Annotated in this window: 12 protein-coding genes and 1 tRNA gene; 8 read left to right on the top strand and 5 right to left on the bottom strand. The window is 49.0% G+C overall.

The annotated features are described in order from the left end of the window. The first annotated feature begins 119 nt into the window (after positions 1 to 119). Positions 120 to 194 (top strand) — tRNA-Val (locus F453_RS0110590). 147 nt (positions 195 to 341) lie between these two features. Here the strand turns inward: F453_RS0110590 and nadD are convergent. The 3 genes from nadD to F453_RS0110575 all read right to left on the bottom strand — a co-directional run bounded on the left by nadD (position 342) and on the right by F453_RS0110575 (position 2625). Beyond that, positions 342 to 929 (bottom strand): nicotinate (nicotinamide) nucleotide adenylyltransferase, encoded by a 588-nt coding sequence (gene nadD, locus F453_RS0110585; RefSeq protein ID WP_018967983.1) that lies wholly within the window; start codon positions 927 to 929, stop codon positions 342 to 344. Further along, on the bottom strand, positions 926 to 1549 hold the full coding sequence (gene gmk / locus F453_RS0110580; RefSeq protein WP_018967982.1) for a guanylate kinase: 624 nt from the start codon (positions 1547 to 1549) through the stop codon (positions 926 to 928). Before gmk ends, nadD begins: the two co-directional genes overlap by 4 nt. A gap of 200 nt (positions 1550 to 1749) precedes the next feature. Continuing rightward, entirely contained in the window at positions 1750 to 2625 is an 876-nt protein-coding gene (locus F453_RS0110575) for a YicC/YloC family endoribonuclease (RefSeq protein ID WP_025790105.1), read from the bottom strand. Positions 2626 to 2714: 89 nt separating this feature from the next. On the opposite strand from F453_RS0110575, the gene tsaB reads away from it, so the two are divergent. From tsaB to rseP, 6 genes are all read left to right on the top strand, one after another. Then, positions 2715 to 3407, top strand: a complete 693-nt coding sequence (gene tsaB, locus F453_RS0110570; RefSeq protein WP_018967980.1) for a tRNA (adenosine(37)-N6)-threonylcarbamoyltransferase complex dimerization subunit type 1 TsaB — start codon at positions 2715 to 2717, stop codon at positions 3405 to 3407. Between the two features lie 38 nt (positions 3408 to 3445). Continuing rightward, positions 3446 to 4069: a DUF4290 domain-containing protein gene (locus F453_RS0110565; protein WP_018967979.1), complete on the top strand. Its 624-nt coding sequence runs from the start codon at positions 3446 to 3448 to the stop codon at positions 4067 to 4069. A 2-nt stretch (positions 4070 to 4071) separates the two neighbouring features. Next, the gene (gene murA / locus F453_RS0110560) at positions 4072 to 5376 is read left to right on the top strand and encodes a UDP-N-acetylglucosamine 1-carboxyvinyltransferase (protein WP_018967978.1); all 1305 of its coding nucleotides are present in this window, start codon (positions 4072 to 4074) and stop codon (positions 5374 to 5376) included. Positions 5377 to 5454: 78 nt separating this feature from the next. After that, the gene (rimM, locus tag F453_RS0110555; protein WP_018967977.1) at positions 5455 to 6006 is read left to right on the top strand and encodes a ribosome maturation factor RimM; all 552 of its coding nucleotides are present in this window, start codon (positions 5455 to 5457) and stop codon (positions 6004 to 6006) included. 4 nt (positions 6007 to 6010) lie between these two features. Then, positions 6011 to 7171, top strand: a complete 1161-nt coding sequence (locus tag F453_RS0110550) for a 1-deoxy-D-xylulose-5-phosphate reductoisomerase (protein ID WP_018967976.1) — start codon at positions 6011 to 6013, stop codon at positions 7169 to 7171. A gap of 117 nt (positions 7172 to 7288) precedes the next feature. Next, on the top strand, positions 7289 to 8665 hold the full coding sequence (rseP, locus tag F453_RS0110545; protein WP_009237788.1) for an RIP metalloprotease RseP: 1377 nt from the start codon (positions 7289 to 7291) through the stop codon (positions 8663 to 8665). Between the two features lie 1361 nt (positions 8666 to 10026). On the opposite strand, the gene F453_RS0110530 is transcribed toward rseP, so the two are convergent. Together F453_RS0110530 and F453_RS0110525 are read right to left on the bottom strand one after the other, a co-directional pair. Further along, a complete protein-coding gene (locus tag F453_RS0110530) occupies positions 10027 to 10737 on the bottom strand; it encodes an ABC transporter ATP-binding protein (RefSeq protein WP_018967973.1) in 711 nt (236 codons plus the stop codon). A gap of 327 nt (positions 10738 to 11064) precedes the next feature. Further along, complete coding sequence (locus F453_RS0110525; RefSeq protein ID WP_018967972.1) at positions 11065 to 13179, bottom strand: cation:proton antiporter; 2115 nt, start codon at positions 13177 to 13179, stop codon at positions 11065 to 11067. 234 nt (positions 13180 to 13413) lie between these two features. Between F453_RS0110525 and F453_RS0110520 the strand changes: the two genes are divergently transcribed. Further along, positions 13414 to 14433, top strand: a complete 1020-nt coding sequence (locus F453_RS0110520; protein ID WP_018967971.1) for an aspartate-semialdehyde dehydrogenase — start codon at positions 13414 to 13416, stop codon at positions 14431 to 14433. Positions 14434 to 14647 lie beyond the last annotated feature (214 nt).

Raw genomic sequence — 14647 nt, 5'->3', positions numbered from 1 at the left:
CTAAAATTAGGCGCATTCACCACAAAATCGGGGGTTCAAAACATTTTTTTCGCATTTTGTTTGGCGGTATGGCGAAATCTCCTTACCTTTGCATCGCTTTTGGAAACACAAAAGTATTGGGGCGCTTAGCTCAGCTGGTTTAGAGCATCTGCCTTACAAGCAGAGGGTCGGCGGTTCGAATCCGTCAGCGCCCACACAAAAACAAATCTCGCTTTCGACTTCGAAAGCGAGATTTTTTGCGTTAATAAGGGATGGTGAAAGCAGCTACCCCGTGAGATTACCAACACTCAACCACATTGTATTCAGATGCCCCCTCATGCTTCAATAGGCACTCTTCTCCCCTACACTCCCCTATCATTTCCATACGCCTCCATCACCATTTGCTTTACAGCGGGTGGTACAAGATGGTCGATAGGCAAACCTTCGGCAATGCGATGGCGGATGTCGGTGCTCGAAATATCGTATAAGGGGGTGTTGAGCAGAGTGACATTGGGAGGCAAGGTGTTAGGGTTTACATCATATCCACGGCGTGGAAATATCGCGATGTCGTATTGTTCGAGTATGTTTTCGTAGTGATCCCACTTGGGAAACGACACCCAATTGTCGGCCCCAATAAGGAGAACGAAGGAACGTTGTGGCTCGTCGTGGGCCAAAGCTTGCAGCGTTTGCCAGGTGTACGACGGTGTTGGCAGATGCAATTCGTAGTCGGTGGCACAGAAACGGGGCTCGTTGGCCGTGGCCGCACGCACTATCTCGAACCGCGCCTTATCAGCCATCAAGTCGCGGGCGTTACGCTTAAAGGGATTTTGGGGCGACACAACAAACCATACTTCGTCTAGTTCCATATCGTTTAAGAACTGCCGAGCCAAGGCTAAATGCCCATTATGGATGGGGTTGAACGAGCCGCCGTAGAAGCCTGTGCGTATCATGACCGCGCAAGAAAAGCGTTAATGGCTTCGAGGATCTGACGCTTGGCCTCCTCTAAGTCGCCGTTTACGACAACCTTATCGAATTGCGGGGCAAACGACAGTTCGTATTCGGCTCGCGCAATACGGTCGTTTATCACCTCGGGAGCATCGGTTGCACGACCTTCAAGTCGTTCGCGCAATGCCTCAATAGATGGCGGTTGGATGAAAATGCTCAATGCCTTGTCGCCATAAAACTGCTTAATGTTGCACCCACCCTTAACATCTACGTCGAAAACGACGTTCTGTCCGGCATCCAATTGGCGCTGAACCTGCTCTTTGAGCGTACCATAGAAGCGGTCCTTATACACTTCTTCGTATTCCAAAAACTCGTTCTGGGCAATGCGTTGCCTAAATTCTTCGGGCGAAAGGAAGAAGTATTCCACGCCATGTTGCTCTGTCCCGCGAGGTGCCCTACTGGTACACGATATTGAAAAGGCCAGCCGTAGTTCGGGATGTTTTTGCATCAGCCAGTTGATAATGGTGCTTTTACCCGACCCCGACGGTGCGGAGAATATCACCAAAGCGCCTTTGTGTGGTGTCGAAGACTGCCCGTTTGGGTCGATATGCTGGTTATTATCCATAATCTTTGCGTTTATTTGAGTTTTAGAGAGGGTGAGTTTCTGAGTTCTTGAGGCTTTGAAGGGACGAGTTTATTTGAGCTTTTGAGTTTATGAATGGGTGAGATTCTGAGTTTTTTGGCCTTATTTTGTGGCCAAGTTTATCATTCGTAAGATTAATAACTCACAAACTCAAAACCTCACCGACTCAAAAACTTATAAACCTACAACACGTTCAACACCTGCTCTTTTATCTGTTCCAACTCATCTTTCATCATCACCACGATGTTTTGCATCTCGGCTTGATTGCTCTTAGAACCCGTTGTGTTAATCTCGCGACCCATCTCTTGCGCGATGAAACCCAACTTCTTGCCTTGCTCGTTCTCGTCGCTCATCGTCTTGGCGAAGTACTTCAAATGGTTGGCTAGCCGCTGTTTTTCCTCGCTGATGTCCAGTTTCTCAATATAATATATCAGTTCCTGTTCCAGTCGATTTTTGTCATAGTCCACCTCGGGTATATCTTTCAGCGCGTCTACAATACGTGTTCTAATCTTCTCTACTCTCGCCTTCTCGTACGGTTCGATGTCGGCCATCAGCTTACCGATGTTTTGCAGTTTCTCTTCAAACTTCTTTTGCAAGGCCAAACCCTCTTGCTTGCGAAAGGCCACGATATGTTCCAGAGCCTGTTCGATGGCTTCTGCCGCTGCCTTCCATTCTTCTTCGTCTAGCGTTTCCACCTCGGTGCGCGTGGTAACATCAGGCATTTTGAGCAGCGTAGCATACCAATCCAGTGGCTCGGGAATGCCCGCCTTGGCTGATAACTCCTTAATTTGGCGGTAATAGTTCTCTACCAGTGCACCGTTAATGGGCGTAGCGTCCACAGCCGCATCCTTATCCACCCATATAGAGAAATCAACCTTGCCCCTAGTAAGTGCTTTTGCCACCATCTGTCGCATCTCAATCTCCTTCTCACGATACAGTGGAGCGATGCGTGTAGAAAGGTCCAGCGTCTTGCTGTTAAGCGATCTAATCTCTACGTTTATTTTCTTGTCGTTAAAGGTCACAACAGCCTTGCCGTAACCTGTCATGGATTGTATCATAGTTTGCGCGTTAATTTTCTGCAAATGTACACATTTTAAACGGAAAAAGCGTAATTTTGCAGTTTAATATAAGAATACTGAATAGGATTATGTCATGCATATTAAATATTGAAACAAGCACCGCGGTATGCTCGGTGGCCATTAGCAACGACGGCGAATGCATTTTTAACGCCGAAGATCATGATGGTCCGAACCACGCGGTGAAGCTAGGTACGTTCGTAGACGAGGCTCTTTCGTTTGCCGACAGCCACGCTTTGCCACTCGATGCAGTAGCGGTGAGCTGCGGTCCAGGCTCTTATACGGGCTTGCGGATTGGCGTTTCGATGGCCAAAGGTGTGTGCTACGCTCGCAACGCTAAGCTCTTGGCCGTGCCTACACTGCAATTGCTGTGCGTTCCACTACTTTTGCGCGAACAAATAACGGCTGATGAGGTCCTGCTTTGCCCCATGCTCGACGCCCGACGCATGGAAGTGTACGCCGCTCTCTATACTAGGGCACTGAAAGAGGTAAGGCCTGTGGGAGCCGACATTGTGGAAGCCGACACCTACAAGGCTTTTCTGGACGAGCACCCCGTGTATTTCTTCGGCAACGGAGCCAGCAAATGCAAGACGGAAATCGTTCACCCCAACGCCCACTTCATCGACAACGTGGAGCCACTGGCCAAGAACATGACACCATTGGCAGAGAAAGCCATGGCCGAAGAACGCTTCGAAGATGTGGCATACTTTGTGCCGTTCTATCTAAAAGACTTCGTGGCAAAGGCTGCCAAACCGCTACTCTAAATTCAACGGCACGCCAAATGCCGAATAACGCAATAAGAATGAACAACCGAACATCCACCACTAAGATAATGAACATAGAAGGATTGGACTATAATACACAACGCGAGCGACTGATACTTCCCGAATATGGTCGTGAAATACAGAAGATGGTTAACCACGCTGTCATGCTTCCCACCAAGGAAGAACGACAAGCGTGCGCCGAATCTATCATCGCAACGATGAGTATTCTCTTTCCCCAAGGCTACGATGCCATAGACCTTGAGCACAAGCTATGGGATCATTTGGCCATCATGAGCAACTTCAAGCTCGACATCGACTATCCGTTCGACGTGTCGGAGGCAACACGTTCTGCCACAAAACCCCAACATGTGGGTTACACTTCGTCGCGCATCCCCGTGCGACATTATGGCAAACTGCTCTTCGAAACATTCGAAAGGCTGAAAGAAATGCCTGATGGCGAAGAACGCGATGCACTGGTTAGGCTCACCGCCAACCAAATGAAGCGTTCGCTGGCACAATGGGGACACGGTGCTGCAGATAACGAACGCGTGGCATCCGACCTTGCTGCGTTCACCAACGGCAAGATACAGCTCGACCTAGACACGTTTAAGTTCGAGAAATTGCCCGCAAAAGAACCCGAGAAAAAACGCAAGAAAAAGTAGCCATGCAGTCGTTTCTCATTGAAGGCGGTCGTCCGTTGAAAGGCACCATCACGCCACAAGGGGCCAAAAACGAGGCACTGGAGGTGATTTGCACTGCCATACTCACCACCGAAGAGGTGCGTATCAGCAATGTTCCCGACATCTTAGACGTGAACAACCTTATCCAGTTGCTGGCCGACATCGGTGTGAAGGTGACGCGACATACCCGTAACGACTATTCGTTTAAGGCCGACGAGCTGAACCTCGACTTCCTTTCAAGCGACGAGTTCGTGCACAAATGCGCGGCTCTGCGTGGTAGCGTGCTGCTTATCGGTCCGCTTTTGGGGCGCTTTGGCAAAGCCATGGTGGCCCAACCAGGTGGCGATAAGATTGGCAGACGCCGACTAGACACCCACTTTTTGGGATTCCGCATGCTCGGTGCAAGCTTCGAGAGAGTGCCAGACCGTAACGTTTACGAACTGCGAGCCAAGCAATTGCAGGGCCGTTACATGCTACTCGATGAGGCATCGATAACAGGAACGGCCAACATCATTATGGCCGCCGTGCTGGCTAAAGGCAAAACCACCATCTATAATGCAGCCTGCGAACCCTATATACAACAGCTTTGCCGACTGCTTAACCGCATGGGAGCACGCATCGGCGGAATTGGCAGCAACCTGCTTACCATCGAAGGGGTTGAATCTCTTCATGGAGCAACCCACCAAGTGTTACCCGACATGATTGAAGTGGGGTCGTTTATCGGCATGGCAGCCATGGTTGGGCAGGGCATTCGCATCAAGAACGTATCCGTAGAGAACCTCGGACTGATACCCGACACCTTTAAACGACTGGGAATAAACATCAACATAGAGGGCGACGACCTCTTTGTGCCACACCACGAGCACTATCAGGTAGAAGCATTTATCGATGGGTCGATAATGACTTTGGCCGATGCGCCATGGCCGGGATTAACTCCCGACCTCCTTTCGGTGCTTATCGTGGTGACCACACAGGCTCGTGGCAGTGTGCTTTTCCATCAGAAGATGTTCGAAAGCCGACTGTTCTTCGTAGATAAGGTTATCGACATGGGCGCACAAATCATACTTTGCGACCCCCATCGGGCTGTAGTTATTGGTCACGACCACAAGCTTCAACTGCGCGCGGGCCGAATGACAAGCCCCGATATACGTGCTGGCATCGCCTTGCTTATCGCTGCATTGAGCGCCAACGGCACCAGTCAGATAGACAATATCGCACAGATTGACCGCGGTTACGAAGACATCGAGGCGCGGCTTAATGCCCTCGGAGCCAACATTAAGCGCGTATAGGCCTAGCAAAAAGAAAAATCCAGGCCACCACGCCCCACCCTATTCACAAACATTAAAAGCAACATACCCCCACACTACATGTCCCACCAACCATCCACACGCCCGCAATGGCAAGCCGACAACTTCTATAAGATAGGCAAGCTGGGTAAGCCTCACGGCGTGAAAGGCGAAATATCTTTCCACTTCGACGACGATATCTTCGACCGAACAGAGGCCGATTTCCTTGCGCTCGAGGTGGATGGGCTGCTCGTTCCTTTCTTTTTCGAAGAATATCGGTTCAAAGGCAGCGAAACGGCATTGGTGAAATTCGTGAACATAGACACGCAAGAACGGGCAAAGGAGCTAACGGGCTGCAACGTGTTTTTTCCGCGTCAGGGTGCTGATAACCCCGATGCCGAACTGTCATGGGCGGCTATCGTGGGCTTCACGGTTAAGGATGCGGGCACCAACAAACCGCTGGGCACTATCCTAGCCGTAGACGATAGCACCGTGAACACCCTTTTCGAAGTAGACGTTAACGGTTCTTCGCCCCTGCTTCTGCCTGCCTCTTACGACCTGATAGCAGGCGTTGACGCACAGAAACATGAAATAACGATGCACATTCCCGATGGAATTCTAGACCTAGACTGAACAAATGAGGAAACAAATATGCATTCTTGGCAGCACGGGTTCGATTGGCACGCAAGCCCTCGACGTGATTGAGCAACATGCCGACAAGTACGAAGTGTACAGCCTAACGGCAAACACCCGCGTTGAACTATTGGCCCAACAGGCACGGAAGTTCAATCCTGCGGCCGTAGTTGTGGCCGACGAGAGCCGCTACCAACAGCTGCAAGACCTCTTAACCGACCTTCCCGACATCAAGGTTTACGCTGGCAAGCAGGCGCTTTGCGACATCGTGCAGGCCCAACCCATCGACATGGTGCTCACGGCGATGGTTGGTTTTTCGGGACTAGAACCCACCATACACGCCATTAAGGCACATAAAAAGATATGTTTGGCCAACAAAGAAACGCTGGTTGTTGCCGGTGAGCTTATCAACGAGTTAGCCATGGCCCACCGCGCACCCATACTTCCCGTAGACAGCGAGCACTCGGCCATCTTCCAGAGCATTGTAGGCGAGGGCGATAATGCCATCGAACGAATATTGCTCACTGCTAGCGGAGGCCCTTTCCGCTTGCTACCCGAAGACCAATTGGCCAAAGTTACCAAGGCCGACGCACTGCGCCACCCCACGTGGGACATGGGTGCGAAGATCACGATCGACTCTGCCACGATGATGAACAAGGGCTTCGAGGTGATCGAAGCTAAGTGGCTGTTCGGCGTAGAGCCTGAAAAGATACAGGTGCTGGTGCATCCGCAGAGCATTATTCATAGTGCCGTGCAGTTCGAAGATGGCTCGGTGAAGGCCCAACTGGGATTACCCGACATGCGTTTACCCATCCAATACGCCTTCTCTTACCCCGATCGGCTACCGCTTAACGGCAAAAGACTCGACTTTTTCTCACAACCGCTGGAATTTTTCAAACCCGACATGCGCAAATTCCGTTGCCTACAACTGGCCTTCGATGCCATCAAGCGCGGTGGGAACATGCCTTGCATACTCAATGCAGCAAACGAAGTGGTGAACGAAGCATTTAGGGCCGACCGCATTGGATTCCTAGACATGCCACGAGTTATCGAAGAAACGATGCAAAAAGTGACCTTCGATGCGGCTCCTTCGTTAGACACCTATCTGCAAACCGATGCCGAAGCGCGCCAAAAGGCTAGCGAACTAGTAGCCCAGCTGCGATAAAACCCACCGCACAAGACGGCTCATGCCGTTTCGAGCAATGCACATTAACATACCGTAAAGGGCTTCAACACAAGCCCATACGCCACCACTTACAATACAGAAAACAATAAAACAAACATGGAAATATTTCTTATCAGGCTGTTGCAGTTCATGCTGGCCATATCTATTTTAGTACTACTCCACGAGGGAGGGCACTATTTCTTTGCCCGATTGTTTGGCGTAAGGGTAGAAAAGTTCTACCTTTTCTTCGACCCTTGGTTTCATCTCTTCGAATTTAAGTCTAAAAAAAGCGGCACGGCTTATGGCATGGGCTGGCTTCCTTTAGGTGGTTATTGCAAGATTTCGGGAATGGTTGACGAGTCGTTCGATACCGAACAGATGGCCAAACCTGCCCAACCGTGGGAGTTTAGGGTAAAACCGGCATGGCAAAGGCTACTCATCATGCTGGGTGGCGTTATCGTCAACTTCCTCTTGGCCTTATTTATCTATTCGATGGTGCTATTCCATTGGGGCGACAGCTACGTGCAAGTGAAAGACATGACGGCTGGAATGAAATTTAATTCAGAGGCCAAAGCCCTTGGATTTAAAGATGGCGACGTGCTTCTTGGAACAGAGAAGGGCGAGTTTAAGACCTTCGACGCCGACTTCTTCCGCGACTTGGCAACTGCCACTCGCGTAGACTTGGTGCGCCAAGGCAAACAAATGAGTCTGCCCATGCCTGGCAATCTCGACTTGCTAAACATGCTCAAGTCGTCACCGCGCTTCGTGATGATCATGATGCCCAACACCATCGACAGCGTAATGCCTAACAGCGTGGCTGCCAAAGCGGGTCTGCGAGCAGGCGATAAAATCGTGGCTTTTGCAGGAAAACCTATCGATTCGCAAAACGATTTCAACTACGAGAAAGAGCGTTTGGGTGATATACTGGCTGCAGCAACTACTCCTGCCGACAGCGCCAAGGCTCTAAACACCACCATTGCCTTTGTTCACCAGGGCGATTCAATACCTACCATCGCTTCGGTTAAGCTTAATGCCGACTTGCTTTTTGGCATGGTGTTCACCAACGGACTAGCCAAATACAAGGAAACGCATGTAGAATATGGGTTTTTCGAAAGTTTCCCAGCCGGTGCAGCTTATGGTGTGAAGGTGCTTAAAGGCTATGTTGGCGACATGAAATACCTGTTCTCGGCCGATGGTGCCAAGTCGTTGGGTGGCTTTGGAGCCATTGGCAGCCTCTTCCCCCCAATGTGGGATTGGCACATGTTCTGGCTCATGACGGCCTTCCTTAGCATCATTCTCGCCTTTATGAACATTCTTCCCATACCCGCTCTCGATGGTGGCCATGTGCTTTTCTTGCTCTACGAGATGATAACAAGGCGCAAACCCAGCGAAAAATTCATGGTACGTGCCGAGTATGCAGGCATCTCCATCCTCATCATCCTGATGGTATTGGCCAACCTTAACGATGTGTTGAGGGCGTTGGGATATATGTAAGGTGAGTTTATAAGGGTGTAAGTTCATCAGATTTGTGAACTTAAAGCCGGTGCGCTTTCGAGTAATTATATTGCTCAGTGTAACCAATAGGCAACTCAACACCAAACAAGAAAACAAGCTGATAAACAAATAAACCAACTAGTTAAGAAATAAATAAGTTGGCAAGTTTACGAGTATGCAAGTCCGTATGTTTGTTAAGCACGGACAAGCTCGTAAACTTGCCAACTTTTTTGTTTGCTTACCCAACTGCCAGTCTAGTAATATCATTTACCCACATGCCACCTTTTACAAGCTATTTGCCATCACAACCCAATATATTAATTCGTTTATTCAGGATAAGAAACCATATCTATTAAGCAAGCACAAAACGTAAACAACATTTATTGAACCAACTACCGCGTAGCGGTTGGCATGATTGATGCAAGTTTGGAGTAAAAACAGCATTTGCATTGAGCCAACTACCACGTAGCGGTTGGCGTGATTGATTCGAGTTGGGAGTAAAAACAGTATTTGCATTGAGCCAACTACCGCATAGCAGTTGGCGTGATTGATGTGAGTTGGGAGTAAAAACAGCATTTGCATTGAGCCATCTACCGCGTAGCGGTTGGCATGATTGATGCGAGTTTGGAGGAAAAAAACGCTTGTATTTCGCCAACTACCGCGTAGCGGTTGGCATGATTGATGTGAGCCGGGAGTAAAAACAGCATTTGCATTGAGCCAACTACCGCGTAGCGGTTGGTCTGTTGGGAGGGCAGGGTTGGGAGCCAAAGCGACCTACCCTGCCTAGGCAATGAAAGAAGGAAACAAGGCCGTAGGTCTTGGTCTTTTTCTTTCTTGATATTATATTTTCGCCTTCTCACGCTTTCACTTTTGTTTCCCTTACCGTCCAAAAGTTCAACCACCACCTGGCAGTAGAACTAATACCACTCAATTGTAAGTAGGGTATTACGTGTTGTTTGTTATCTCGACTTGGTGCATCATAAGTGCGAATGTAATGCGCTTATATAAATGCCATTATGCACTACTTATAAGAACGTTATTCAAAAGTTTGCCTATAGGAAAAGTTTAAACCATTGGGAATCCAATTCCATGTCATCTGGAATCCTGTTCCATATCATCTGGAACAATGTTCCATGTCATCTGGAACCCTATTCCATCTAAGCTGTAACAAGGCGAGTAATTAAAAAGCTCGCTGCAAAATCTTATTAAACGTGCTTTAGAAATAAATACTTCGCAAATCGGATAATAGTAAAAGAGGTGGTGCAAGGCCTCCATGTGCCTTGCACCACCTCACGCAAAAACACGAAAAACGTGATTGCTTTAGTGCATAGAGAATAAGATACGAAACGGCGGAAAGCTGTTTACAAAACCTCTTCTGCCTCTTGCGGAGTGGGTTCAGCAGGTTGGTCGGCAGCCAAATCGCGCTCCACCATGCCGTCGCGCAGATGAATGGTGCGGTCGGTAAGCTTCGCTAGTTCTTCATCGTGAGTGACAATGACGAACGTTTGACCAAACTTATCGCGCAGGTCGAAGAACAACTGATGTAGTTCGGCCTTGTTTTTAGAGTCTAAACTACCCGAAGGCTCATCGGCCAACACCACTGCAGGCTCGTTAACCAATGCGCGCGCCACGGCCACCCTTTGCTTTTCGCCACCCGAGAGCTCAGCTGGCTTATGGTTAGCGCGGTCGGCTAGTCCAAGAAAAGTAAGCAATTCGTTGGCCCTTTCGAGGGCTTCGCTTTTCTTCTTACCAGCGATATAGGCCGGTATCATCACGTTTTCTAAGGCCGTAAACTCGGGTAACAGCTGGTGAAACTGGAAGATAAAGCCCAGATGCAGATTGCGGAAGTCGCTCAATTTCTTACTCGATAGCGTACCAACATCCACACCATCAACCACCACTTCACCGCCATCAGGTCGATCGAGTGTACCAATTATTTGCAACAGCGTGGTTTTTCCGGCACCGCTAGGTCCTACGATGCTCACCACTTCGCCTTTGTTTATCTGCAAGTCGATGCCTTTAAGCACTTGCAACGAGCCGAAACTCTTGGTTATTGATTTTATTGTTATCATATTGATTTAGTTTCTTGAGGAGTAAAGAAGTAAAGGAGTAAAAGGAGTTAAGCCAAATGATTCAGAAGCAGAGTGGCAAACACACATGTAAGTTCCTTAGCTTGTCAACTCGTTAACTTGTTAACTCACCAACTAACCCATAAAGGTATTACCCTATTTCTTTTAACACCTTAATTGCTTAACATTTCAAACTACCACTTACTACTTTATTCTTACTACTCATCCCTTTACTACTTATCACTTACTACCTTACTACTTATCACTTACTACCTTACTACTTATCACTTACTACCTTACTACTTATCACTTACTACCTTACTACTTCCACTACTTCTTCAACTTCTTCATCCACTTCCCAACGTCTTCATAGGCGCTAGTTCCTTCGGTATGCTGTGGCTCGGCAAAGGTAAGTTCCTCGCTTCCATCGCCATATTGGTCGGGGAAAACAATCATGAGGTTTGTCCCCGAGAAATGTCTGGTCAGTTCATCGGGCAAATGGTCGAGTGCCGTTTTATAGCTCACGGTGCCCTTTCGTGCCGTAACCACCACGAAGAGATGGTCGGACGCGATGGTGGCAGCCAGCGATGGCAATTCGTTCCAATGGTTCATCAGCGCGTATTCGGCACGCATGGTGGCATGACGATTACGAACAAACTCGTTGATGAGTGCCAACGTGTCTTGACGACCATGGAAAACGATGCGGCATTCGAGGTTCAACGCCACGCGTGCGAGGCGTTCGAGCCAGCGATAGAAGCCTGGTTCGTATTGCGCACGCGAGGGAACGGCCACCTGAATACGACGAATCGTGCTTAGGGGTTGGTTCAATCGCGCCATGATAATCTGTCGGTTCAGTCCATTGAACAGGCTCTGGTGGAACTGCCCCCAAAACTTTGGCGACACATCCTTATGCCTATGCAGACCAATAATAATCTCGGAGGCATGAAATTCGTTAAAGGCGTGCTTAATGCCGTTGGCAATATTAGCCGCGATACGCACCTGCGTTTGTGTTCGTACATCGGTGGCGGCAGCGTATTTCGATACTTGATCGAGCAGCTGTTGCCCCTTTTCCTGGTTGGCGCGCATGTGTTCGTCGTCGTAAACAAGGTTCAATGCGATGATGCCACGGTTCAGTTTGGGGTTGCGCATCATGATAGCCAAGCCCATTAGGCGGTTGGCATACTCGGGATATTTCACGGGCACGAGCATGCTTTCATCGTCTTGCTCGTTTGATTCGCTAGCAGGTATGTTCTTTTCGCTCAATATAAAGGTCTTGGCAGCACGTTCGGTTATCACCGAAGAGATGATGCAGGTTATCAATATCATAATAACCACGGCGTTAAGAATATCGTCGGTGATGAGATAACGACCTGGTTCAATCTCTAATTGCATGCCAACCATCACGATGGCGATAGCTCCCGCAGCGTGGGCAGAGGTTAAACCGAACATCATTTGTCCCGAAGGAGCGTGCATTCGAAACCTCCAACTCGCGAGATAGGCCGCTATGGCCTTGCCCAATGTGCCCACAACGGTGATGGCCAGCACAACCCAGATGATGCCCTGACCTTGAAACAGCAGGCGAAGGTTGATGAGCATGCCCACACCGATAAGGAAATAGGGAATGAAAATGGCGTTTCCGATGAACTCGATGCGGTTCATCAACGGCGAAAGTCGTGGTACATAGCGGTTAAGGATAAGACCTGCCAAGAACGCGCCAAAGATACCTTCGAGCCCAATGGTTGAAGAAATGGACGCGCTAAGGAAGAGTATGGCCATCACGAAGATAAATTGCATCACGGCATCGCTATATCGACGCAGGAACCAACGTGTGAGACGAGGCACGAAAAAAGCCATACCCGCACAGAAAGCCACAACTTTAAGCACAAACCAAAGCCAAAAAAGCGCGTCGCCACCTTCGTGATGGGCTGCCACGATCATAGCCAACACCACCAGGGAGAGGAACAACGCTATCATGGTAGACCCCACACTGAGTGCCACAGCAGGGTTTCGCTGAAGTCCGTAACGGCCAATGATGGGGTAAGCGATAAGCGTATTCGAGGCCATCAACGTGGCCAAGAGCAACGAAGCAGCTGTGGTGTAGTGCAAAAAGGAAGTTCCCAACAGATAAATAAGGCCGAAAGGCACGACAAACGTGGCCAAGCCAAACATCATAAAGCGGTACTTGTTGCGCTTTAGGCTGCTGCTGTCCATCTCAAGGGCCGCCAAGAACATGATGTAATACAAGCCCACGCGCCCGAAGAGTTCGAAAGAGTCGTCGCGTTCCAAAATGTTAAACCCGTATTCGCCCACTGCAACGCCCGCCAACACCATGCCAACGATATGGGGGATGCGCAATTTGCCCATCACGATAGGGGCAAAAAGGATGATAAGCATCACGATGAAGAAGATCAACGTGGGGTCGGTGATGGGGAAGGCAGAGAACATTGTCGTTTCGCTTATGGTGGTTTAGAGGTGATAATGCAGGGTGTTTGTTGCTAGAAATGCTAGTTATACTGCGCTTTCTAGGGTAGATTTAGACAGCTTGCGCAATGCTTTGGCAGGGGCGTTGTTTGTCTTTATCACTGCAAAGTTGCAAAAAATATATCAAACTGACGCGTATAAACGTGGAAAGTTGTACATTTGCAACGCAATATATCATTATTATTAAAAGAGAAGGAAATGAAAGTAGCAATTGTAGGCGCAAGTGGCGCGGTGGGTCAAGAGTTCTTGCGCATATTGTCAGAGCGTGCTTTCCCCATCGACGAGCTAGTGCTTTTCGGGTCGGAACGCAGTGCAGGTCAAACCTATATGTTCAATGGCAAAGAGCATGTTGTGAAGCTTTTGCAACACAACGACGACTTCCGCGACGTGGATTTCGCTTTCGTATCGGCAGGCGGAGGCACGTCGAAAGAGTTCGCGGAGACCATTACGAAACACGGAACGGTGATGATCGACAATTCTAGCGCATTCCGTATGGACCCCGAAGTGCCACTAGTGGTGCCCGAATGTAATGCCGAAGATGCACTAAACCGTCCTCGTGGCATCGTGGCTAACCCCAATTGCACCACGATTATGATGGTGGTGGTGCTGCAACCGCTGGAAAAGCTGTCGCACATTAAGCGCATTCGCGTGTCGAGTTACCAAAGCGCGAGTGGCGCAGGAGCTGCTGCCATGGCCGAATTGCAAACACAATACAGCCAATTGGTTAAGGGCGAAGAACCCACGGTGAGTAAATTTCCACACCAACTGGCCTATAACGTGATACCGCAGGTAGACGTTTTCACCGATAACGGCTACACAAAGGAAGAGATGAAGATGTATCACGAAACGCAAAAGATTATGCACACCGACGCCAAGTGCTCGGCAACGTGTGTAAGGGTGAGCTCGCTTAGGTCGCATTCGGAAAGTGTTTGGATTGAAACCGAGCGTCCGCTGTCGATAGAAGAGGCACGTAAGGCCATCGCTGCCGCACCTGGTTGCACGCTGAAAGACGACCCCTCGCAGGGCGTTTACCCCATGCCATTGGAGACAGGAGGCAAAGACGACATCTTCGTTGGTCGTATCAGAAAAGACTTGGCCGATGAAAACGGACTGACGTTGTGGCTCAGCGGCGACCAAATTCGCAAGGGTGCAGCCCTTAATGCCGTACAGATTGCAGAATATCTGATGAAGAACGATAAGACCTTGGCACGAAAATAAGGTCTTGTTATTTGGTCAACAGCCAAGGGAAATTTGCATTTAAGAATCACGAGTTAACGAAACGACGAGGCTATAAGACTAGTAGTCGTTTTGTTCTCGAACTGATTTTAGCAGGCAATAGATAAATAAATTTGAGGGATTTCTCATCCTTATCGCACTACATATATAATAAGGTGTAGGTCGTTAAGGATGAGAAATCCCTCAAAATTATATG

Origin of the sequence: Hoylesella loescheii DSM 19665 = JCM 12249 = ATCC 15930 (assembly GCF_000378085.1) — a bacterium.
Classification (GTDB): Bacteria; Bacteroidota; Bacteroidia; order Bacteroidales; family Bacteroidaceae; genus Prevotella; species Prevotella loescheii.
This window is presented reverse-complemented; position numbering and strand designations above follow the sequence as displayed.

What these genes read in the sequence shown, in the direction of transcription:
- nadD (WP_018967983.1), bottom strand. Translation starts at nt 929, where the DNA reads ATGATACGCACAGGCTTCTACGGCGGCTCGTTCAACCCCATCCATAAT.
- gmk (WP_018967982.1), bottom strand. Translation starts at nt 1,549, where the DNA reads ATGGATAATAACCAGCATATCGACCCAAACGGGCAGTCTTCGACACCA.
- F453_RS0110575 (WP_025790105.1), bottom strand. Translation starts at nt 2,625, where the DNA reads ATGATACAATCCATGACAGGTTACGGCAAGGCTGTTGTGACCTTTAAC.
- tsaB (WP_018967980.1), top strand. Translation starts at nt 2,715, where the DNA reads ATGTCATGCATATTAAATATTGAAACAAGCACCGCGGTATGCTCGGTG.
- F453_RS0110565 (WP_018967979.1), top strand. Translation starts at nt 3,446, where the DNA reads ATGAACAACCGAACATCCACCACTAAGATAATGAACATAGAAGGATTG.
- murA (WP_018967978.1), top strand. Translation starts at nt 4,072, where the DNA reads ATGCAGTCGTTTCTCATTGAAGGCGGTCGTCCGTTGAAAGGCACCATC.
- rimM (WP_018967977.1), top strand. Translation starts at nt 5,455, where the DNA reads ATGTCCCACCAACCATCCACACGCCCGCAATGGCAAGCCGACAACTTC.
- F453_RS0110550 (WP_018967976.1), top strand. Translation starts at nt 6,011, where the DNA reads ATGAGGAAACAAATATGCATTCTTGGCAGCACGGGTTCGATTGGCACG.
- rseP (WP_009237788.1), top strand. Translation starts at nt 7,289, where the DNA reads ATGGAAATATTTCTTATCAGGCTGTTGCAGTTCATGCTGGCCATATCT.
- F453_RS0110530 (WP_018967973.1), bottom strand. Translation starts at nt 10,737, where the DNA reads ATGATAACAATAAAATCAATAACCAAGAGTTTCGGCTCGTTGCAAGTG.
- F453_RS0110525 (WP_018967972.1), bottom strand. Translation starts at nt 13,179, where the DNA reads ATGTTCTCTGCCTTCCCCATCACCGACCCCACGTTGATCTTCTTCATC.
- F453_RS0110520 (WP_018967971.1), top strand. Translation starts at nt 13,414, where the DNA reads ATGAAAGTAGCAATTGTAGGCGCAAGTGGCGCGGTGGGTCAAGAGTTC.